This window comes from Streptomyces sp. NPDC005141, assembly GCF_053599975.1.
Genome location: NZ_JBSFYW010000003.1, coordinates 25,425 through 45,076 on the forward strand (window position 1 = coordinate 25,425; position 19,652 = coordinate 45,076).

At 72.4% G+C, this 19,652-nt stretch carries 19 protein-coding genes; 8 read left to right on the forward strand and 11 right to left on the reverse strand.

Annotated elements, in window-relative coordinates:
* Window positions 1-370: 370 nt before the first annotated feature.
* From ACWD68_RS02990 to ACWD68_RS03000, 3 genes are all read right to left on the reverse strand, one after another.
* Window positions 371-1,006, reverse strand: coding sequence for a hypothetical protein (locus tag ACWD68_RS02990; protein WP_451804707.1), 636 nt, complete (start codon window positions 1,004-1,006; stop codon window positions 371-373).
* Window positions 1,007-1,058: 52 nt separating this feature from the next.
* On the reverse strand, window positions 1,059-1,709 hold the full coding sequence (locus tag ACWD68_RS02995; protein ID WP_451804708.1) for a histidine phosphatase family protein: 651 nt from the start codon (window positions 1,707-1,709) through the stop codon (window positions 1,059-1,061).
* A 111-nt stretch (window positions 1,710-1,820) separates the two neighbouring features.
* Window positions 1,821-3,029, reverse strand: coding sequence for a pyridoxal phosphate-dependent aminotransferase (locus ACWD68_RS03000; protein ID WP_451804709.1), 1,209 nt, complete (start codon window positions 3,027-3,029; stop codon window positions 1,821-1,823).
* A gap of 84 nt (window positions 3,030-3,113) precedes the next feature.
* Between ACWD68_RS03000 and ACWD68_RS03005 the strand changes: the two genes are divergently transcribed.
* Window positions 3,114-3,752 carry a winged helix-turn-helix transcriptional regulator gene (locus ACWD68_RS03005; RefSeq protein WP_451804710.1) on the forward strand — a complete coding sequence of 213 codons (639 nt, stop codon included), beginning with the start codon at window positions 3,114-3,116 and terminating at the stop codon, window positions 3,750-3,752.
* Between the two features lie 72 nt (window positions 3,753-3,824).
* Here the strand turns inward: ACWD68_RS03005 and ACWD68_RS03010 are convergent, their stop codons facing one another.
* From ACWD68_RS03010 to ACWD68_RS03020, 3 genes are read right to left on the reverse strand one after another with little or no spacing between them, the layout of a single operon-like run.
* Complete coding sequence (locus ACWD68_RS03010; RefSeq protein WP_451804711.1) at window positions 3,825-4,667, reverse strand: hypothetical protein; 843 nt, start codon at window positions 4,665-4,667, stop codon at window positions 3,825-3,827.
* On the reverse strand, window positions 4,667-5,929 hold the full coding sequence (locus ACWD68_RS03015; protein WP_451804712.1) for a VWA domain-containing protein: 1,263 nt from the start codon (window positions 5,927-5,929) through the stop codon (window positions 4,667-4,669). Before ACWD68_RS03015 ends, ACWD68_RS03010 begins: the two co-directional genes overlap by 1 nt.
* Before the next feature lie 54 nt (window positions 5,930-5,983).
* Window positions 5,984-7,498: an IucA/IucC family protein gene (locus ACWD68_RS03020; RefSeq protein ID WP_451804713.1), complete on the reverse strand. Its 1,515-nt coding sequence runs from the start codon at window positions 7,496-7,498 to the stop codon at window positions 5,984-5,986.
* A 92-nt stretch (window positions 7,499-7,590) separates the two neighbouring features.
* On the opposite strand from ACWD68_RS03020, the gene ACWD68_RS03025 reads away from it, so the two are divergent.
* The 3 genes from ACWD68_RS03025 to ACWD68_RS03035 are packed head-to-tail and all read left to right on the forward strand — an operon-like array spanning window position 7,591 to window position 10,369.
* Window positions 7,591-9,120: an IucA/IucC family protein gene (locus tag ACWD68_RS03025; protein WP_451804714.1), complete on the forward strand. Its 1,530-nt coding sequence runs from the start codon at window positions 7,591-7,593 to the stop codon at window positions 9,118-9,120.
* A gap of 41 nt (window positions 9,121-9,161) precedes the next feature.
* Complete coding sequence (locus ACWD68_RS03030; RefSeq protein WP_451804715.1) at window positions 9,162-10,076, forward strand: HipA family kinase; 915 nt, start codon at window positions 9,162-9,164, stop codon at window positions 10,074-10,076.
* Window positions 10,073-10,369: a SelT/SelW/SelH family protein gene (locus tag ACWD68_RS03035; RefSeq protein ID WP_451804716.1), complete on the forward strand. Its 297-nt coding sequence runs from the start codon at window positions 10,073-10,075 to the stop codon at window positions 10,367-10,369. The genes ACWD68_RS03030 and ACWD68_RS03035 overlap by 4 nt, the downstream gene beginning before the upstream one ends.
* A gap of 7 nt (window positions 10,370-10,376) precedes the next feature.
* On the opposite strand, the gene aceB is transcribed toward ACWD68_RS03035, so the two are convergent.
* Both aceB and ACWD68_RS03045 read right to left on the reverse strand, forming a co-directional pair.
* Complete coding sequence (aceB, locus tag ACWD68_RS03040) at window positions 10,377-12,011, reverse strand: malate synthase A (protein WP_451804717.1); 1,635 nt, start codon at window positions 12,009-12,011, stop codon at window positions 10,377-10,379.
* Between the two features lie 246 nt (window positions 12,012-12,257).
* A complete protein-coding gene (locus ACWD68_RS03045) occupies window positions 12,258-12,857 on the reverse strand; it encodes a nucleotidyltransferase family protein (RefSeq protein ID WP_451804718.1) in 600 nt (199 codons plus the stop codon).
* A gap of 237 nt (window positions 12,858-13,094) precedes the next feature.
* Between ACWD68_RS03045 and ACWD68_RS03050 the strand changes: the two genes are divergently transcribed.
* On the forward strand, window positions 13,095-13,391 hold the full coding sequence (locus ACWD68_RS03050; RefSeq protein ID WP_451804719.1) for a DUF5955 family protein: 297 nt from the start codon (window positions 13,095-13,097) through the stop codon (window positions 13,389-13,391).
* Between the two features lie 302 nt (window positions 13,392-13,693).
* Here ACWD68_RS03050 and ACWD68_RS03055 read toward each other — a convergent pair whose 3' ends face one another.
* The gene (locus ACWD68_RS03055) at window positions 13,694-14,497 is read right to left on the reverse strand and encodes an IclR family transcriptional regulator (protein WP_451804720.1); all 804 of its coding nucleotides are present in this window, start codon (window positions 14,495-14,497) and stop codon (window positions 13,694-13,696) included.
* A gap of 333 nt (window positions 14,498-14,830) precedes the next feature.
* Between ACWD68_RS03055 and allB the strand changes: the two genes are divergently transcribed.
* Both allB and alc read left to right on the forward strand, forming a co-directional pair.
* Complete coding sequence (gene allB / locus ACWD68_RS03060; RefSeq protein WP_451804721.1) at window positions 14,831-16,171, forward strand: allantoinase AllB; 1,341 nt, start codon at window positions 14,831-14,833, stop codon at window positions 16,169-16,171.
* 127 nt (window positions 16,172-16,298) lie between these two features.
* The gene (alc, locus tag ACWD68_RS03065) at window positions 16,299-17,429 is read left to right on the forward strand and encodes an allantoicase (protein WP_451804722.1); all 1,131 of its coding nucleotides are present in this window, start codon (window positions 16,299-16,301) and stop codon (window positions 17,427-17,429) included.
* 161 nt (window positions 17,430-17,590) lie between these two features.
* Here alc and ACWD68_RS03070 read toward each other — a convergent pair whose 3' ends face one another.
* Window positions 17,591-18,340: a 3-oxoacyl-ACP reductase family protein gene (locus tag ACWD68_RS03070; RefSeq protein WP_451804723.1), complete on the reverse strand. Its 750-nt coding sequence runs from the start codon at window positions 18,338-18,340 to the stop codon at window positions 17,591-17,593.
* Between the two features lie 133 nt (window positions 18,341-18,473).
* On the opposite strand from ACWD68_RS03070, the gene ACWD68_RS03075 reads away from it, so the two are divergent.
* A complete protein-coding gene (locus ACWD68_RS03075; protein WP_451804724.1) occupies window positions 18,474-19,286 on the forward strand; it encodes an AIM24 family protein in 813 nt (270 codons plus the stop codon).
* Window positions 19,287-19,380: 94 nt separating this feature from the next.
* Here the strand turns inward: ACWD68_RS03075 and ACWD68_RS03080 are convergent, their stop codons facing one another.
* Window positions 19,381-19,587, reverse strand: a complete 207-nt coding sequence (locus ACWD68_RS03080) for a hypothetical protein (protein WP_451804725.1) — start codon at window positions 19,585-19,587, stop codon at window positions 19,381-19,383.
* Between the last annotated feature and the right edge of the window lie 65 nt (window positions 19,588-19,652).

Consider the following 19,652-nt stretch of genomic DNA (forward strand, 5'->3'; position numbering starts at 1 on the left):
ACGGGGCCGCGCCCCTTCCGGACGACTCCACGCGGGCGGGGCTCGATCAACTCCCTTGTGCCGCACTCCCTCCGGCTCCCGCACTCCCTCCGGCTCCCGCACTCCCTCCGGCTCCCGCACTCCCTCCGGCTCTCGTGCACCTTCGGCTCCCGCACTCCCTCCGGCTCTCGTGCACCTCCGGCTCCCGCACTCCCTCCGGCACCCGTGCACCTTCGGCTCCTGTGCACCTTCGGCTCCCGTGCACCCTCCGGCACCCGTGCACCTTCGGCTCCTGTGCACCTTCGGCTCCCGTGCACCCTCCGGCACCCGGGCGCCTCACGGTCCGTCGCGGGTGTCCGGCGTGCCCGGGTGGGGTCCGTGCACGCGCGCCTCACGCCCGCCGGGGCGAGGCGAGAACGTACCGGGCGCCCGTGCGCGGCTCCGTGTGCTCGCCGGCCTGCCAGCCCGCCTTCTCCAGGGTGGCCGCGCAGGCCCGCAGCGCCTCGGGGTCCGGCTCACGTACGGCGACGGCCTCCGGCTGCGGAGTCGCCCGCACCCGGTACCCGCCGCCCACCGCTCCGGCGGGCCGGTGCCCCGCCGCCTCCAGCGCGAGCGCGGCGGCCTGCACCAGATGCGTACGCTCCCAGGCGCAAGGACGGTCGGTCGCGCCGTCCGGAGCGGTCATCCGGCGCAGCTCCAGGAGTCCCTGCCAGGCGCTGCGCACCTCCCGCAGCCGCGCGGGGCCCGTCCCGGCCCCCTCCTCGCCGCCGGTCCGCGCCGCGAACACCCCGGACGCCGCCGGAGCGGACGGCTCGGCGGCGCCGGCGGGCTCGGGCGTCCCGGACGCCTCACGCAGCCGATGCCCGGCCGGCGTCAGGAAGTGGTCGCGCGGGGGCCGTGGATGACGGAAGGCGAGCCCCCGCGCCACCAGTGCGGCGAGCTGGGCCTCGGTGCCCCTGAGCCGCCCGGTCACCGGGTCGGCGGCATCGATGACGCGACGCTGTGCGGCGGTCGGTGGTCGTGTCACGGCGCGCTCCCTCCGCCACCCGGCGGTGTCACGGCGCTCCCCCCGCCGCGGGTCAGGGCGCCTGGGCCCCCTCGTCCGCCGGGGAGAGCGGTCCATGGGAACAGTACGCGTCGGGTCTGACATTCCATCCGGCCACCACATGCCGCCGGTGCTCGGTGCTCAGCCGGCTCATCGTCCCGGTGGCGAGCTGGAAGAGGGCGCCGGACTGGGCGGTCAGTCCGAGCCGCCGAGCGGTCAGCACCCGCAGGAAGTGGCCGTGCGAGACGACGACCACGCTGCCCTCCGACTCGGAGAGCGCCGCGTCGATCTTGGCCAGCATCCGCTCGGCGCGTGCCCCGACCTCGTCCGGGCTCTCCCCGGGGTGCTCGGGCGGCCCGGCCGTGACACCGTCCGTGAACAGGAACCAGTCGGGCCGTTCCCGGTGGATCTCGACGGTCGTGATGCCCTCGTACCCGCCGTAGTCCCACTCGGAGAGGTCGGCGTCGACGTGGGCGCCGACGACCCCGGCCAGCTGGGCCGTCTCCCGTGCCCGGCGCATCGGGCTGACGAACGCCGCCGCGATGTGGTGCCGGGCGATCAGCGGACCGAGCCGGCGTGCCTGCTCGCGGCCGTTGTCGGTCAGTGGGACATCGGTCGACCCGGTGTGCCGCCCGGACATCGACCATGCGGTCTCACCGTGCCGTACGAGGAGCAGGTCACCCATCGCCGCGCCCTTCCGTCCCTGCGTCAGCTGCTGTCCCTCGTACGGTGACACCGGCCGCCCGGGACCGCAGCACCGGCTCCTCCGGTCGGCCCACCGGCGTCCCCCGGCTCCCTACTGCCGGTACCCGCTCAGGAACCGCCCGATCCGGCTGATCGCCGCGTCCAGGTCGTCGGCGTGCGGGAGGGTGAGAATGCGGAAGTGATCGGGGCGCGGCCAGTTGAAGCCGGTGCCCTGGACGACCTGGATCTTCTCGCGCAGCAGCAGGTCGAGGACGAACTTCTCGTCGTCGTGGATCGGGTGCACCGCGGGGTCGATGCGCGGGAACGCGTACAGCGCGCCCTTTGGTTTCACGCACGAGACGCCGGGGATCTCGTTGAGCTTCTCCCAGGCGCGGTCGCGCTGCTCGCGGAGCCGGCCGCCGGGCCCGGTCAGCTCGTGGATCGACTGGCGGCCGCCGAGCGCGGCCTGGATGGCGTACTGAGCCGGAGCGTTGGCGCACAGTCGCATGGAGGCCAGCATAGTCAGGCCCTCGAGATAGTTGCGCGCGTGCTGCTTGGGGCCCGTGACGACCAGCCAGCCGGAACGGAACCCGGCGACCCGGTACGTCTTCGACAGACCGCAGAAGGTGAGGACGACCAGGTCGGGGGCGAGGGCCGCGGCCGAGTGGTGCACGGCGTCGTCGTACAGGATCTGGTCGTAGATCTCGTCGGCGAACACCATCAGCCCGTGACGGCGGGCGAGATCGAGGATGCCCTCGACGATCGCCTTCGGATAGACCGCGCCCGTCGGGTTGTTGGGGTTGATGATGACCACCGCGCGGGTCCGGTCGGTGATCTTCGCCGCCATGTCCTCCAGGTCCGGGTACCAGTCGGACTGTTCGTCGCACAGGTAGTGCACCGCCTTGCCGCCGGCGAGGGTGGTGACGGCCGTCCAGAGCGGGAAGTCCGGGGCGGGGATGAGGACTTCGTCGCCGTCCTCGACCAGGGCCTGTACGGCCATGGAGACCAGCTCCGAGACACCGTTGCCGAGGAAGACGTCGTCCACGCCGACGTCCAGGCCCCGGTCCTGATAGCGCTGGGCGACGGCCCGGCGGGCGGACAGGACGCCTCGGGAGTCGGTGTAGCCGTGCGCTCGGGGGAGCATCCGGATCATGTCCTGGAGGATCTCCTCGGGCGCCTCGAACCCGAAGAGGGCGGGGTTGCCGGTGTTGAGGCGCAGCACACTGTGGCCCGCCGCCTCCAGTGCGTCGGCGTGCTCGATGACCGGGCCGCGGATCTCGTAACAGACCTCGCTGAGCTTGCTGGACTGCCGGAACTCCATGCGCTGCGCCCTCCGGTTGTGGTGTTGCTTGGTTTTACCAAGTGGAAGCTTGGAAAGTCCAACAAGATAGCTAGACTGCGTCGCATGTCACCGCGCCGAAGCTACGACCAGTACTGTTCCGCCGCCCGTGCCCTCGACGCGGTCGGGGACCGGTGGACCCTCCTGATCGTCCGCGAACTGCTCGGCGGACCGCGCCGCTACACCGATCTGCACGCCGATCTGCCGGGCGTCAGCACCGACGTCCTCGCCTCCCGGCTCAAGGACATGGAGCGCGACGGCCTGACCACCCGGCGGCGCCTGCCGCCTCCCGGCGCGGCCTATGTCTACGAACTCACCTCTCGCGGGCGGGAGCTGCTGCCCGTCCTCCAGGCGCTCGGGGAGTGGGGCGCGCCCGCGCTGGGCGAGCGGCGGCCCACCGACGCCGTACGGGCGCACTGGTTCGCGCTGCCGCTGCTGCGGGGGCTGGACGCCGCCGGAGCGGGGGAGGGGCTGGTCGAAGTCCACCTGGACGAGGGCCGGTTCCATGTGTGGCTGGGCGCCGAGGAAGGACCGCTCTACGGGGACGGGATCGCCCCGCGGGAGCCGGACGCCCGGCTGACGCTGGACACGCCGACGTGCGAGGCCGTGAGCCGGGGGACCTTGACACTGCTCGACGCCCTGCGCGAGCGGAGCGTCGGCGTGACGGGCGACGGCCCCCTGGCCAAGGCCCTGCGCGAGGTCTGACACCGGGCGGGACGGCAGAGGCCCGCCGTGCTCCCGGACGGGGAGCGCGGCGGGCCTCTGCGACCGTACGGGTCAGGCGCCCGGCGGAATCCGGGAAGGCCGTCCGGTGCCCCGCGTCAGCGCGTATCCGCCGATGCCCGCGAGAGCCGCGAGGATGCCGCCGACCGCGGTCCACACCCAGCGGTCGGACCACCAGCCGGAGGTCCAGCCGTCGTCGGGTTCGAGCGAGGACAGCGCCGCCGTCGCGGAGTCGGACTCCTCGTCGGACTTCTCGGCGGTCGTGGCGATGCCCGGCACCAACGGCTTGGCGAGCGAGCCGTCGACCGCGGCCGAACCGCCGATGTCCTTGGAATCCACCCGGACTTCCGTGCTCACCGGCAGACCCAGGTCGGCCGCCCCGAGACCGGTGGCGGTCAGCCGGATGTAATAGGTGCCCGGCAGCGGGTCGTTGGCCCAGGTCTCCGACCAGGCGCGGACGGTGCGCAGGGTGCAGGACAGCTCCACGGAGGCCGCGTCCGTCGCCGCCGTCCGGGTCTGCGCTCCGTACTGGCAGGCCTGACGGCGCCGCAGACCGTCGTACACATCGATCTGCCAGGTCTCGGAGGAGGCGCGCTTGGACGCCTCGGGCAGCTTCACCGTCGCCTTCACGGTGGGCCGCTGCCCGGCGTCCGCGGGGAACGACCAGTACAGGTAGTCACCCGTGGAGCCGCTGGCGGTGGCCTGCAGGCCCTGCTCGATCTCGGTCGCCGTACGGAAAGACGTACCGGCCTCGGTGGGCGCGGCGCCGTCGTCCGACGGGCTCGCGGACGGCGAGGAGTCGGCGACGGCCGGGGAAGCGGCCGCTCCGAGCAGCGCGGGCGCCGCGGCGACCCCCGCGAGAAGCACGGCGGTGCTCAGCACACGTCGGATACGCATCAGTTGGTCCTCCAGACCGCGAACCGCCAGCGCGAGATCCAGCCCCACAGCACACCCGCGAGGAAGCCGGCGAGCACCAGGGCGCCGAGCAGCCACCAGCCGCGTCCGAGCCCGAAGGAGGCCACGTCACTCGCCTGGTCGGGGCCGTCGACGACGTCGACGGTCAGTTCCAGCGGCAGTCCGGGCCCGGTCTTCACGCCCGCCGCCGCCGAGAAGGAGTTGGCGACCTGGAGACACACGACCTCGGCGGCCGCGTCCTCGTCGTCGCTCTCGGCCTTCGGATAACGCAGACCCGTCGAGACGACGTCGGTGCGGCCGTTCCCGGCCGCCTCGCCGCGCACGATCTCCCGGCCGTGCGTGGTGACGGCACGCAGCAACACCCCATAGTCGGGGTTGACCTGACGGTCGGCCCCGATGCTCACCGAGGCGCGCAGTTCCTGGCCCGGCCGGACCTCCACGCGATACCAGCGGTGCTGCGCGAACTCCTCGCGGTCGGTGTAGAGACCCGACTTGACGGCGGGCGCGCCGGTGCACGAGTCGGTCCCCTCCACGGCCACCGGCTTCACCACCGGATCAGCGGCACGGTCCACCAACTGGTTGACGCGGTCGCTGAGTTCCTCCTTGTGCTCCACCGAGGTGTACGTGCCACCGGTGGCCTCGGCGATGCAGCTCAGCTGCTTGCGCATCTTGACGTTGGGGACCAGCCCCAGGGTGTCGATGGTCAGGTTGATGCCCTTGGCCGCGATCTCGCGGGCCACCTCGCACGGGTCGAGCGGCTGACAGGTGTCCTCGCCGTCGCTGATCAGCACGATGCGACGGGTGCCCTCACCGCCTTCGAGGTCGTCTGCCGCCTTGAGCAGGGCGGGGCCTATCGGGGTCCAGCCGGTCGGACTGAGGGTCGCGACGGCCGTCTTGGCCTCGGTGCGGTCCAGGGTCCCCACCGGATACAGCTGGGCCGTGTCCTTGCAGCCCGTCTTGCGGTCGTCCCCCGGATAGTTGGCGCCGAGGGTGCGGATGCCGAGCTGCACCTCCTCGGGCGTCGCGTCGAGCACTTCGTTGAACGCCTGCTTGGCCGCGGACATCCGCGACTCGCCGTCGATGTCCCGGGCCCGCATCGAACCGCTGACGTCCAGCAGGAGTTCGACCTTGGGAGCGGTCGCCGTGGTTTCGTCGGCGACCGCTCCCGCTGGGAAGGCGATCCCGGCGGCCAGGGCGGCGAGCAGGGCGCAGACGCCCGCCGCCAGCCGTTGTCTTGTGATCATCGGCGGATCCTATTGATCAAAGGTGCCGCGCGTAAAAACGAGAGGTGTCCCGCTTCATGACGAGCCGGGTCCCGCGAGCGGCTGCGGGAGCCGTGTCCACAGGTCACCGGGGGTCTCGGGGGACAGCCGCATCAAGGTCAGGGCTTTGGCGGGGAGCGGTTCGCCGAGGAGCGCGGCAAGGTCCGCGGTGCGCGGAAGATCCGGTGCCACCGCTTCAAGGGCCTCGCGCAGCGCGGCTGTCGAGCCGGCCGTCGCGCCCAGCGCGCCGCCGACGAGGGAGCCGAAGAGCTTGCGGCGCAGCGCGGTCTCGTCGTCCGTGACGATACGTCCGGACAGCCGGGGGACCGGGATGCCGTGGCGCGCAAGCCGGGCGGGGCTCACCCGGATGTCGGCCAGGTCGCGGTAGACGAGCCGGACGGGGGAGCCGGCGCGGTCGAGGACCACGAGCAGGTTCTGCCCGTGTGCCTCCAGGGCCACCCCGAGCTCCAGCAGCCGCAGCCCCGCTGTGAGGACGAGGCGGGTGAACTCGGCCAGCCAGGAGGCCTTTTCGGGCAGCAGGGTCAGCGGAAGGGCGGCCACCGGGACGCACGTCTCGCCCGCATCCGTGTAGCCGTCCGGGGACTCCCGCACCACCGCCGCGAGATCGGGGAAGCCGGCGGTGGCCGCGCCGAGGGTGCGGGTGATGTGCAGCGGCACGTCCAGGCCCGCCGTCATCCCCTCCATGAACGCCGAGACCGTTTCCGCCGTCTCCACCGAGTACACCGAGATGTCCCGCACCGACGAGGTCAGCCTGGCGCTGAGAGCGGTCTTCACATGCGGCCCGTCCGGCACCGCGAGGGTCCGCAGGGACATCAACGGGTGGGCGGTGAAACCCTCCTGGACCGGGACGTCCAGTACATGGGCGGTCTGCCAGGGATGCACCGGGATCAGCACCCGCTCCCCCTCCCGCAGCCACTTCGGCCACTCGCCCGTGACGAGACCGCCGTCCACCGCCACCAGGCCCAACTCCACCGACGGCCGGTGCTCCGGCCCGTAGGCGAGCTGTTCGGCCACCGAGAACCCCGGCCGGGCACGGCAGTTGGGGTGATACGGATGCCCGTCCACGATCCGCTGCTCCCACACCCAGCTCGCCTCGGGCGCCTCAGGGGCGCGGCAGGACGCCGCCCGGTCCGCCCGCGACAGGGCCATGGAGGCGACGCTGTGCGCGAGTTCGGCCGCGAAGGCGGGACCGTGCGGTACACCGAGGGCGTCGACGAGCACCTCCGGACGATCGTACGTCCGCTCGGCGAGCCGCACTTCGGTCACGTACGCGGAGGTGGCGTACGGGTCGGCGTGCGGTCCGTGCAGCCGGCGGCCGTCCGTCAGACGCAGCGCGAGGCCGTCACGGCCCGTCTCGCGGCGGGCGATCCACGGCAGCGGTTCGTACGCCAGCGCGCGCCACAACCGGGTCAGTACGGCCGCCCGGGCGCCGGGCAGGGCCTCCGCGTACGGCACCGACAGATCGGGTCGTACGACGCTCAGTTCCTCGGCGAACGCGGCCTCGGTGTCGGGCGTGGAGGGACGGTGCACAGGCGGGCTCCTTGGGTACGGGACTGCGTCGAGTTCGTCCGCCGCGGCAGACATACTGATCACCAGTGCACCGTATGGATCGAATGGACCGGATGGATCGCGTGGACTTCATGCCGACCGTGTTCCCCCACGTCACCGGGGGTGACATGGACGAGGCCGCCGACGCGTACGCCGCCGCGCCGTTGCTCAATTGTCTCCTTCGCGAACTGGCGGAGCCCACACCGGAACCGGGCGTCCACCGGCTCCGCGCCGGTGGCCGGATGCTGCGGGTGCGCGGGACGCGGCGGCCCGTCGAGCCCGAGGTGTACGCCGAGGGGACCTGGCACCGGCTCACCCACCGGGAACTGGTCGCGCTGGCGGCCGAGGAACTGCGCCGGTCCACCGGAGAGGCCGGCTCCGAACTGCCCGCCGAGATGACCGACAGCAGGGACGTGGTCGCGGCCCTCCTCCGCGCCCGTGCCCGCACGTCGCCGCCCGAGGACCCGTACCTGCGCTCGGAGCAGTCCCTGGTCATGGGCCACCCGTACCACCCGGCGCCCAAGACCCGCGGCGGCGGCCCGGCCACCGGCTGGCTGCCGTACGCCCCCGAGGCCTACGCCCGCTTCCCGCTGGAGCTGCTCGCGGTGCGCGCGGACGCGGTCGTCGAGGAGGGCGACACGGCGGCGCTCGACGAACTCGGCGAGGCCCCGCCGGGCTACCGGCTGCTGCCCGCCCACCCCTGGCAGCTCGACCTGACCGGCGACCGCCCGGCGATCCGGGACGCCTTCGCGGACGGCCGGCTCGTACGCGTCGGACGCACCGCCCGCCCGCTGTGGCCGACGGCCGCCATTCGCACGCTCTACGCCCCCGAGGACGACCTGTTCGTCAAGTTCAGCCTTGATGTGCGCATCACCAACGACATCCGCCGGCTGTGGAAGCACGATCTGCTGAAGATGCGCGCCACCGACGCCGCGACCGCCGCCGCCTTCGCCGCCGCGCGGAGCTCCGCGGCCTGGCTGAGCGACCGCGGCTACCGCACCGCCGACTTCGCCTTCGAGGAACTCGCCGTCCTGGTCCGCGACGGACTGCGCGACCACCTCGTCCCCGGCACCACCCCGCTGCTCGCCGCCGCCCTGGTGGAAGGCTTCGACGGCAGCCCGCTCGACAGGCTCACCGAGCCCTGGGCCTGGTGGGCCGCGTACCTCCGCCAGGTGGTGCCCCCGGTGCTGGAGGCGTTCGGGCGCCACGGAGTCGTCGTCGAGGCCCACGTGCAGAACACCCTGGTCGCCGTGGACGGTGCCGGCATGCCCGTCCAGGCCCTGTTCCGGGACGCGGAGGGAGTGAAACTGCTGCCTGGGGTGAGCCGCGCGGCCGGCTGGGAACGGCTCGTCTACTGCCTGATCGTCAACCACCTCGCCGAGCTGGCCGCCCTCCTCGCCGAGCGGTTCCCGGGCGCGGAGCCCTGGCCCGCCGTACGACGGGAACTCCACCGTCACGGCGCGGACCGCGACCTCCCCGAGATCGCCGCGCTGCTCTCCTCGCCCACTCTCCCGGGCAAGACCAATCTGCTGCTCCGCTGGACGGGCGCGGACGGCGCGGACGCGCGGTACGTGCCCCTGCCGAACCCCCTCGTCCGCCCCTGACGCCCGGGGGCGGAGCGATCAGCTGCTTTACAGTGTCAGGTGTGCTCCGCGACGTGACCGCTGTTCGATACGTGACCCCGCTGACGGCGGGCGGCTCCGTGCCCGGAGTCGTCGAGGCCGACGACCTGGGGACCTACGTCGTGAAGTTCACGGGTGCCGCCCAGGGCCACAAGGCGCTGGTCGCCGAGATCATCGTCGGTGAGCTTGCCCGCGCCCTCGGGCTGCGGTTCCCCGAGCTGGTCCTCGTCCACTTCGATCCGGCCGTCGGCGGGCATGAGCCCCACCAGGAGGTCCAGGACCTGCTCCGGGCGAGTGCCGGACTCAACCTCGGCATGGACTATCTGCCGGGCGCGAAGGACTTCACGCCGGAGATCGCGCGGACCTTCCCCGTCGACCCGCTGGAGGCGGGCAAGGTGATCTGGCTGGACGCCCTGACGGTCAATGTGGACCGCACGGTGCACAGCTCGAACCTGATGGTCTGGCCCACCTTCGGCATCGCGCCGCCGCGGCTCTGGCTGATCGACCACGGCGCCGCCCTCGTCTTCCACCACCGCTGGGACGCCTCGTCGCCGGAGAAGGCGTACGACTTCCGGAGCCACGCGCTCGGCGGCCACCACCCGGACACCCGCGCGGCCGACGCCGAGCTCGCGCCCCGCGTGACCGAGGAGCTCCTGCGCGCGGTTCTGGCCGAGGTGCCCGACCCCTGGCTCACGGACGAGCCCGGCTTCGCGAGCCCCGACGCGGTCCGCGAGGCGTACGTCGGCTATCTCCTCGCCCGCGTCCGGGCCTCGGCGGCCTGGCTGCCCACGGACTTCCCGAGCCGCGAGGAGCTCGCCGCGGAGGACGCGGATCGCGCGGAGCGGACCCAGCGGGGGCGGCCCGACTGGCTCAAACGGGTTCCGGACCTGCACGGCAAACCGGCGGCGGAACAGGATTGGTCGGTGCATCTCGGATGACAGAAGTCCAGCGGGTCCAGATCGAGTACTGCACCCAGTGCCGCTGGCTGCCCCGCGCGGCCTGGCTGGCGCAGGAACTGCTCACCACGTTCGAGGCGGAGCTCGACGAGCTGTCCCTCAAGCCCGGTACAGGCGGCGTCTTCGTCGTCCGGGTCAACGACGAGGTGGTCTGGGACCGCCGCGAGCAGGGTTTCCCCGAGCCCACGGCGGTCAAGCGCCTCGTCCGCGACCGAGTGGCCCCGGAGAGGTCCCTGGGCCACTCGGACAGACACGCGGACGGACCGCCGCACTGAGGCCGGGTCAGCCGGTCAGCTGCTCGTAGGCGGGCAGCGTCAGGAAGTCCGCGTAGTCCTCGTCCAGCGCGACCTTCAGGAGCAGGTCGTGCGCCTGCTGCCAGCGGCCGGCCGCGAAGGCCTCCTCGCCGATCTCGGCGCGGATGTCGGCGAGTTCCCGCGCGGCGATCTCGCGCGCCAGCTCCGGGGTGGCGGCCACGGTCCTTCCGTCGTGCTCGAAGACGACACCGGCGTTGATCCACTGCCAGATCTGCGAGCGCGAGATCTCGGCGGTGGCGGCGTCCTCCATGAGGTTGAAGATGGCGACCGCGCCGAGGCCGCGCAGCCAGGCCTCGATGTAACGGATGCCCACCTGCACGGCGTTGACCAGACCGTCGTACGTCGGCCGGGCGTCCAGCGAGTCGATGGCGATGAGGTCACCGGCCGCGACCGACACATCCTCGCGCAGCCGGTCCTTCTGGTTCGGCCTGTCGCCGAGAACGGCGTCGAAGGAGGCCATCGCGATCGGGACGAGGTCGGGGTGGGCCACCCACGAGCCGTCGAAGCCGTCGCCCGCCTCACGGTCCTTGTCGGCCTTGACCTTCTCGAAGGCGACCTTGTTGACCTCTTCGTCGCGCCGCGAGGGGATGAACGCGGCCATGCCGCCGATCGCGTGCGCGCCGCGCTTGTGGCAGGTGCGGACGAGGAGTTCGGTGTACGCGCGCATGAACGGGGCCGTCATCGTCACCGCGTTGCGGTCCGGCAGGACGAACTTGGTCCCGCCGTCACGGAAGTTCTTGACGATGGAGAAGAGGTAGTCCCAGCGGCCCGCGTTCAACCCGGCGGCGTGGTCGCGGAGTTCGTAGAGGATCTCGTCCATCTCGTACGCGGCCGTGATCGTCTCGATCAGGACGGTCGCGCGGACCGTGCCCTGCGGAATGCCGACGTAGTCCTGCGCGAAGACGAACACGTCGTTCCACAGGCGGGCTTCGAGGTGTGACTCCGTCTTCGGCAGATAGAAGTACGGGCCCTTGCCGAGGTCGAGCAGCCGCTGCGCGTTGTGGAAGAAGTATAGGCCGAAGTCGACCAGCGCGCCGGGCACGGGCGTGCCGTCGGCGGCGACGAGGTGACGCTCGTTCAGGTGCCAGCCGCGCGGCCGCATCACGACCGTCGCGAGCTCGTCGTCCGGCCGCAGAGCGTACGACTTGCCGGACTTCGGGTCGGTGAAGTCGATGCTGCGGGTGTACGCGCCGATCAGGTTGAGCTGACCGAGGACGACGTTCTCCCAGGTGGGTGCCGAGGCGTCCTCGAAGTCCGCGAGCCACACCCGGGCGCCGGAGTTGAGGGCGTTGATCGTCATCTTGCGGTCGGTCGGGCCGGTGATCTCGACCCGTCGGTCGTTCAGCGCGGCCGGAGCGGGGGCCACCTTCCAGGAGTCGTCGGCGCGGATCGCGGCGGTCTCCGGGAGGAAGTCGAGCGTGGAGGTGCGGGCGATCTCGGCGCGGCGCTCCGCGCGGCGGGCGAGGAGCTCGTCACGCCGGGGCGTGAACAGCCGGTGCAGCTCGGCCACGAAGGCGAGGGCCGCGTCGGTGAGGACCTCTTCCTGCCGGGGCAGGGGCTCGGCGTCGACGATGGCCAGCGGGGACGGCGCTGGTGCGGACATGAGGTGTCACTTCCTTCAGCGAGCTACGTGCGGGCGAGCTGCATACGGACCGTGCGAGCGAACCACGGGCGGCGTCACCGCGCCTGGCACCCGGTGCCACGGGGCGCGGGGATGGCGCCGGGCGCCCTCGACACGGCGGGGCGCTTCTGAACAGTGGATACTAGTTTCCTCATGGTGGAAGTTCAATGGTTTGTTGATGTCGAGATTCTCCGGGTCGACAGAAGGTGGCGCTCGGTGCCACCCCGCTCACTCAAGGTGGATCAGGTCGGCCTCCGTGTCGATGTCGTACGCCCGCGCCACATCCCCGCACTCGACGAGGGTGACCGCGTCCTGGTGGGCCTTCAGATAGGCGCGCGCGCCCCGGTCGCCGGTGGCGGTCGCCGCGATCCCGGCCCAGTGGCCGGCCCCGAAGAGCACCGGATGGCCGCGTTCGCCGTCGTACGCCGCCGCGGCGAGCGACAGCGGGGAGGCGTACGCGGCGAGCACTCGAGCCACCGCCTCCCGGCCGATCCCCGGCTGGTCGACCAGCGACACCAGCGCGGCCAGCGCCCCCGAGTCCGCCAGCGAGTCGAGCCCCGCCCGCAGCGAGGAGCCCATGCCCTCCTCCCATCGCGGGTTGTCCACGAGGACGCACCCGGCCAGCGACGCCCGCTCCCGTACGGCATCGGCCCGGGCGCCGAGGACGACATGGACACGGGTGCAGCCGCCGTCACGCAGTACTCCGACCGCGTGTTCGACGAGGGGTCGTCCCCGGTGCGGCAGGAGTGCCTTGGGGCGGCCCCCGAGGCGCCGCCCGCCGCCTGCGGCCAGCAACAGCCCGACCACCTCGTCCGTGTTCTCCGTCATGTCCCCTGCATACCCGACCGGGCCGGAGCGTGCTCCGGAACCCGGGCCGTCACCCCGGTGCCGCCGGGCTCGATTTCGGTCCGCGCAGTGGCGCCCATCGCATCAGGTGGCGTTTACTGGCCCGCGTCCCCCGGCGCCCGACCACCGCCATGGGGAGCTGGGGCCGACACGAGAAGGACCGACGCACAACGGCGTGCCAGAGGGAGAGCTGTGTTGCGGAGCTTGGGGCAGAGGCCAGTGACCGGCAGCGACGAGGACCCGAGGGTGGCGGAACTGCGCACCGCCGTCTCCCGGCTGCGCCGTGAACTCGCCGCGCATCCGGCCGAGTTCCCCGACCGGGGCATCGCCGAGGACGAGCTCGCGGCCCTCGCCGCGATGGCCGCCGCCGGCCGGCCCGAGATCCCCCGGCTGCGCCGCTCCCTCCTCCTGGTCGCGGGCGCGATCGGCTCGGTCAGTGCCCTGGCGACCCGCCTCGCGGACGTCCGCACCGCGGTGGAACTCTTCGGAGAACCCCCGCACCGAAGCCGTCGCTGACCACGGGCGGGCACCGCGCCCGCCCGGACGGGAACGTCGTCGGGCCCGTCCGGTCCCCGCGCTTCCGGCCCCGTCATGGCCCCGCCCGCGGAGGACACCCCGCCCGGTGACCGTCACCACCGCCGACGTGCGGGAGTCCACGCCCGGCTTCGCCCGGACGCGGACCGCGCCCACCTCGGCGAGGCGGGCGCGGTGCAGTGCGGGAGATGGCGGACGGCCACCTGGAGGAACTCGTCGAAGCTGCCGGGTCGAACCCAGCCGGGCCCGGGACCTTTCTTGCGGGCCCGGGAGCGGTGCCCCGGTCAGGCGGCGCCGGGGCCCGAGCTGGCCAGGGCCTCCGACAGCTCGGCCGCGACCTGCTGGAGCACCGGCACGATCTTGTCGGTGGCGGCCTCGGTGACCCGGCCGGCCGGACCGGAGATCGAGATCGCGGCGGCGGTCGGGGAATCGGGCACGGAGACGGCCAGGCAGCGGACGCCGATCTCCTGCTCGTTGTCGTCGATCGCGTAGCCGGCCCGGCGCACCTCTTCGAGCGCGGCGAGGAAGCCGTCCGGCGTGGTGATCGTCTTCTCCGTCGCGGCGGGCATCCCGGTACGCGAGAGCAGCGCGCGCACCTCGGCGTCCGGAGTGTGGGCCAGCAGCGCCTTGCCGACGCCCGTGGAGTGCGGCAGCACCCGGCGGCCCACCTCGGTGAACATGCGCATGGAGTGCTTGGACGGCACCTGGGCGACGTAGACGATCTCGTCCCCGTCGAGCAGCGCCATGTTCGCGGTCTCGCCGGTCTCCTCGACCAGGCGCGCCAGGTAGGGGCGGGCCCAGGTGCCGAGCAGCCGGGAGGCGGACTCGCCGAGGCGGATCAGACGGGGGCCGAGCGCGTACCTGCGGTTGGTCTGCTGGCGTACGTATCCGCAGGCCACCAGGGTGCGCATCAGCCGGTGAATGGTGGGCAACGGCAGCCCGCTGCTCGCGGAGAGCTCGCTCAGGCCGACCTCGCCCCCGGCGTCCGCCATGCGCTCCAGCAGATCGAAGGCGCGCTCGAGGGACTGGACACCGCCACTCGGAGCGGACGATTTGGCGTCGGTGGTGCTGGCGCTGGACGGCGGCACGGCGGCGGTCCTTTCGGGGCGCAGAATCGAGAGGATCGAGAGGGTGACCCGAAGCGTCTCGAGCGGGGCGGTGGCGGGTGGCGGGCGGGCAGAGACGCAGCCTACCCGGCAGTCGGTCGACTCCCCGGTTGTGCACAACCACCTTCTGCTTGTCGGAATTCTACTTCCACTTTGTGGAAACATCCAGAGCCGGGCAGGTCGGAGGCAGAGTGGAGAAGTGAACCCTTGACGGCACGAGGGCCGGAGTGAAGACTCCTTCAACAGAACGTTGAATTTCGTTACGTGGAAGTAAACCGGCGGCGGGATTCAACGGCGGCAGAGAGAGGGGTCCGGGTGTCCGACGTCGAACTGGTACTGCGCTCGACGCGCGTCATCACTCCCGAAGGGACGCGCGCCGCTTCGGTCGCGGTCGCCGAGGGGAAGATCACGGCCGTGCTGCCGCACGACACCGAGGTGCCGCCCGGTGCCCGGCTCGAGGACTTCGGCGACGACGTCCTGCTGCCCGGCCTCGTCGACACCCACGTCCATGTGAACGACCCCGGCCGCACCGACTGGGAGGGCTTCTGGACCGCGACGCGCGCCGCGGCCGCCGGCGGCATCACCACCCTGATCGACATGCCGCTCAACTCCCTCCCGCCGACGACGACGGTCGGCAACCTCCGTACGAAGAAGGACGTCGCCCGCTCCAGGGCGCACATCGACGTCGGCTTCTGGGGCGGCGCGCTCCCCGGCAACGTCAAGGACCTGCGGCCCCTGCACGATGCCGGAGTCTTCGGATTCAAGGCGTTCCTCTCGCCCTCCGGAGTCGACGAGTTCCCCGAACTGGACCAGGACCAGCTCGCCCGGTCACTCGCCGAGATCGCCGGCTTCGGCGGCCTGCTGATCGTGCACGCCGAGGACCCGCACCACCTGGCGTCCGCCCCGCAGAAGGGCGGCCGGAGGTACACCGACTTCCTCGCCTCGCGCCCCCGCGACGCCGAGGACACGGCCGTCGCGAGTCTCATCGCGCAGGCCAAGCGCCTCGACGCGCGCGTGCACGTGCTGCATCTGTCGTCGAGCGACGCGCTCCCGCTGATCGCCGCCGCGAAGGCCGAGGGCGTCCGGCTCACGGTGGAGACCTGCCCGCACTACCTCACCCTGACCGCCGAGGAAGTCCCGGACGGCGCCAGCGAGTTCAAGTGCTGCCCACCCATCCGCGAGGCCGCCAACCAGGACCTGCTGTGGCAGGCGCTGGCCGACGGCACGATCGACTGCGTGGTCACCGACCACTCGCCGTCGACCGCCGACCTCAAGACGGACGACTTCGCGACCGCGTGGGGCGGCATCTCAGGACTTCAGCTGAGCCTGTCCGCCGTCTGGACCGAGGCCCGGCGGCGCGGCCACGGCCTGGAGGACGTGGTCCGCTGGATGTCCACCCGCACGGCCGAGCTGGTCGGCCTCGGCGACCGCAAGGGTTCGGTCGAGGCGGGCCGCGACGCCGACTTCGCGGTGCTCGCCCCCGACGAGACCTTCACCGTCGATCCCGCCGCGCTCCAGCACCGCAACCGGGTGACGGCCTACGCGGGCAGGACCCTCACCGGCGTCGTGAAGTCCACCTGGCTGCGCGGCGAACGCATCGTCGCCGAGGGCCGGTTCGCCGAGCCCACCGGCCACCTCCTCACCCGCCACCCATAACCCCGCACCTTCACCGACCCACCCGCACCGACCCACTGATCCGCACCACGGACCGCCGCACCGCACTCCGGCACCCGCACCGCATCCGCACCCGCAACGGCCGACCCCGAAAGGCAGATCGATCATCGTGACGGCGCAGCGCCCAACCGTTCTGGCCACCTTCACCGGAGACGCGAACCCCTACGGAGGCGGCGACCCGTACGCGGACTACCGCACCGCCGACTTCCCCTTCACCCAGTACGCCAACCTCGCCGACCGGCAGCTCGGCGCCGGGGTCGTGGCAGCCAACGACGAGTTCTTCGCCCAGCGCGAGAACCTCCTCGTGTCCGCGGCCGCCGAGTTCGACCCCGAGCACTTCGGCCACAAGGGCAAGATCATGGACGGCTGGGAGACCCGGCGGCGCCGCGGCGCCTCGGCCGAGCACCCGTGGCCGACCGCCGAGGACCGCGACTGGGCCCTGGTGCGCCTCGGCGCCCCCGGCGTGATCCGCGGGATCGTGGTCGACACGGCCCACTTCCGCGGCAACTACCCGCAGGCGGTGTCGGTCGAGGGCGCGTCGGTGCCCGGTTCGCCGTCTCCGGAGGAACTCCTCGCGGACGGCGTGAAGTGGACGACCCTCGTACCGCGCACCGCGGTCGGCGGTCACGCGGCCAACGGATTCGCCGTCTCCGTCGAGCAGCGCTTCACCCACCTGCGCGTCAACCAGCACCCCGACGGGGGCATCGCGCGACTGCGTGTGTACGGCGAGGTCGTGCCCGACCCGCGCTGGCTGTCCGCCCTCGGCACCTTCGACGTGGTCGCCCTGGAGAACGGCGGACAGGCGGAGGACGCCTCCAACCTCTTCTACTCACCCGCCACCAACACGATCCAGCCGGGGCGCTCCCGCAAGATGGACGACGGCTGGGAGACGCGCCGCCGCCGCGACAACGGCAACGACTGGATCCGCTACCGGCTCGTCGCCCAGTCCGAGATCCGCGCCCTCGAGATCGACACGGCGTACCTGAAGGGCAACAGCGCGGGGTGGGCCTCGGTGTCGGTGAAGAACGGCGACGAGGGGGAGTGGACCGAGGTCCTGCCGCGCACCCGCCTGCAGCCCGACACCAACCACCGCTTCACCCTGGCCGCACCCGTCGTCGGCACCCACGCGCGCGTGGACATCTTCCCGGACGGCGGCATCTCCCGCCTGCGCCTGTTCGGCTCCCTGACGGAGGAGGGCGCGTCCCGCCTGGTGGCACGCCACCAGGAGCTGGGCGGCTGAGCCTCCGGGCTCCGTCGCCGCGGTTGCCGGACGGATTGGTGCCGCGTCACAGGCCGTGTCGGGGTTCCCGCCGGCCTGCTCCGGGGCCATGACGAGTCCGCCCCGGGGTCGGCCTGTTCCCGGTGCGGGCCTGCGCCGGGGGCCGGGTGCGGCCCCACGCGCTACGCCGCGTGGCCTCCGTCCACCGCGAACTCGGCCCCCGTCACGTAGCCCGCCTCGCTTCCCGCCAGATACGCGACCATCGACGCGACCTCGTCGGCGGCGCCGAAGCGGCCCACGGCGGTCATCGCGGCCTGGCCCGGTGCGTACGGGCCGTCCGCCGGGTTCATGTCCGTGTCGATCGGTCCGGGATGGACGATGTTGGCGGTGATCCCGCGGTCGCCCAGTTCCCGCGCCAGCGCCTTGGTCAGGCCGATCAGCGCCGACTTGCTCGTCGCGTAGAGCGTTCCGCCGGGGCCGGGGACCCGCTGTGTCATGCAGGTGCCGATCGTGATGATCCGCCCGCCGTCCCCGAGGTGCGGCGCGGCCGACCGGGAGGCCAGGAAGACCCCCCGGACATTGACGGCGAGCGCCCGGTCGACGTCCGCCAGGGACAGGGAGTCCAAGGGGCCCAGGACACCCACCCCCGCGTTGTTCACGAGCACGTCGAGCCGCCCGAACTCCGCGACGACCCGGTCGGCGACCCCGCCGGCCTCCACCGCGTCCGAGGAGTCCGCGCACAGGGCGAGTCCCCTGCGTCCGAGCGCCTCGATGCCTCGTACGACGTCGGCCGCCGCCTCCTTGCCCCGCACATAGGTGATGGCCACGTCCGCGCCCTCGCAGGCGAGGCGCAGGGCCGTCGCGGCCCCGATGCCCCGGCTGCCACCGGTCACGAGGGCCACCTTGCCGTTCATGGTTCCTTGAGAAGTCATGTGTCCATCCCAGCGGTCGCACGCGTCCGGCGCTGGCGGCGTACGGACACCGAATTCACCAGCGCCCGCACCGGGCACACCGCCTCACCCGATGGCGCGGAACTCTTCGCTCCGCCTCCCGCGTTCCTCTGGTGTGACTCTTCAGCAAGAAATCGTCGGCACCGCCATGCAGATGGCGGTGGTCAACCTGGGCCTCGGCCAGACCGTGTACTGCGAGGCGGGGAAGTTCCTGTTCAAGACGACCAACGTGACCATGGAGACGCGGCTCTCCGGGCCGTCGGGCGGCGGTGGCCAGCAGCAGGCCGGTGGCGGCGGCATGGGCGGCATGCTGCGGCAGGCCGTGGGCACCGCCATGCAGGCCGGCCAGCGCGCCCTCGCGGGCGAGTCCCTGGCCTTCCAGTACTTCACCTCGACAGGCGGTGAGGGCACCGTCGGGTTCGCGGGCGTGCTGCCCGGTGAGATGCGCGCCCTGGAGCTCGACGGCACGCGCGCGTGGTTCGCCGAGAAGGACGCCTTCGTGGCGGCGGAGTCGACCGTGCGGTTCGGGATCGCCTTCCAGGGCGGCCGGACCGGACGAAGCGGCGGCGAGGGATTCGTCCTGGAGAAGTTCACCGGGCAGGGCACGGTGATCATCGCGGGCGCGGGCAACTTCATCGACCTGAACCCGGCCGACTTCGGCGGCCGCATCGAGGTCGACACGGGCTGTGTCGTCGCCTTCGAGGAGGGGATCCAGTACGGGATCCAGCGCATCGGAGGCCTCAACCGGCAGGGGATGATGAACGCGGTCTTCGGCGGCGAGGGCCTGTCGCTCGCCACCCTGGAGGGCAACGGACGGGTGATCCTCCAGTCGCTCACCATCGAGAGCCTCGCCAACGCCCTGAGAAAGGCCCAGGGCGGCGACAAGCAGGGCCCGACGGGCGGCCTCTTCTCGACCAACGCGGGGTGATCCGGTCACGACCGACGCTCACGCGGCTGCCGGGCCGCCGCCTCTTCGCCGAGGGCGCCGTTCCCACCGCGCTCCGGCATGCCGGTGGCCGAAGTCAGCCGGGCTTCTGGCTCTCCGCGGCCGCGAACAGTGCGAACGCCAGCACGAGGAGGGCGGCGCTCGCATAGATCTCGTAGCCGTCGAGGAACCCGAGCCGCTGCACGAGTCCCCACCCGTGCGGCCATCCGGTGATCGCCTGGACCATGCCGAGGGCGCCCTGCACCAGCGCGATGAAACCGAGCACCTCCAGAATCTGCTTCATGGGACGACTCTCGCCCCGCGGACCTCCCAGGTACATCGGCCGCGGGGCGAGGCCCGTCCGACCGA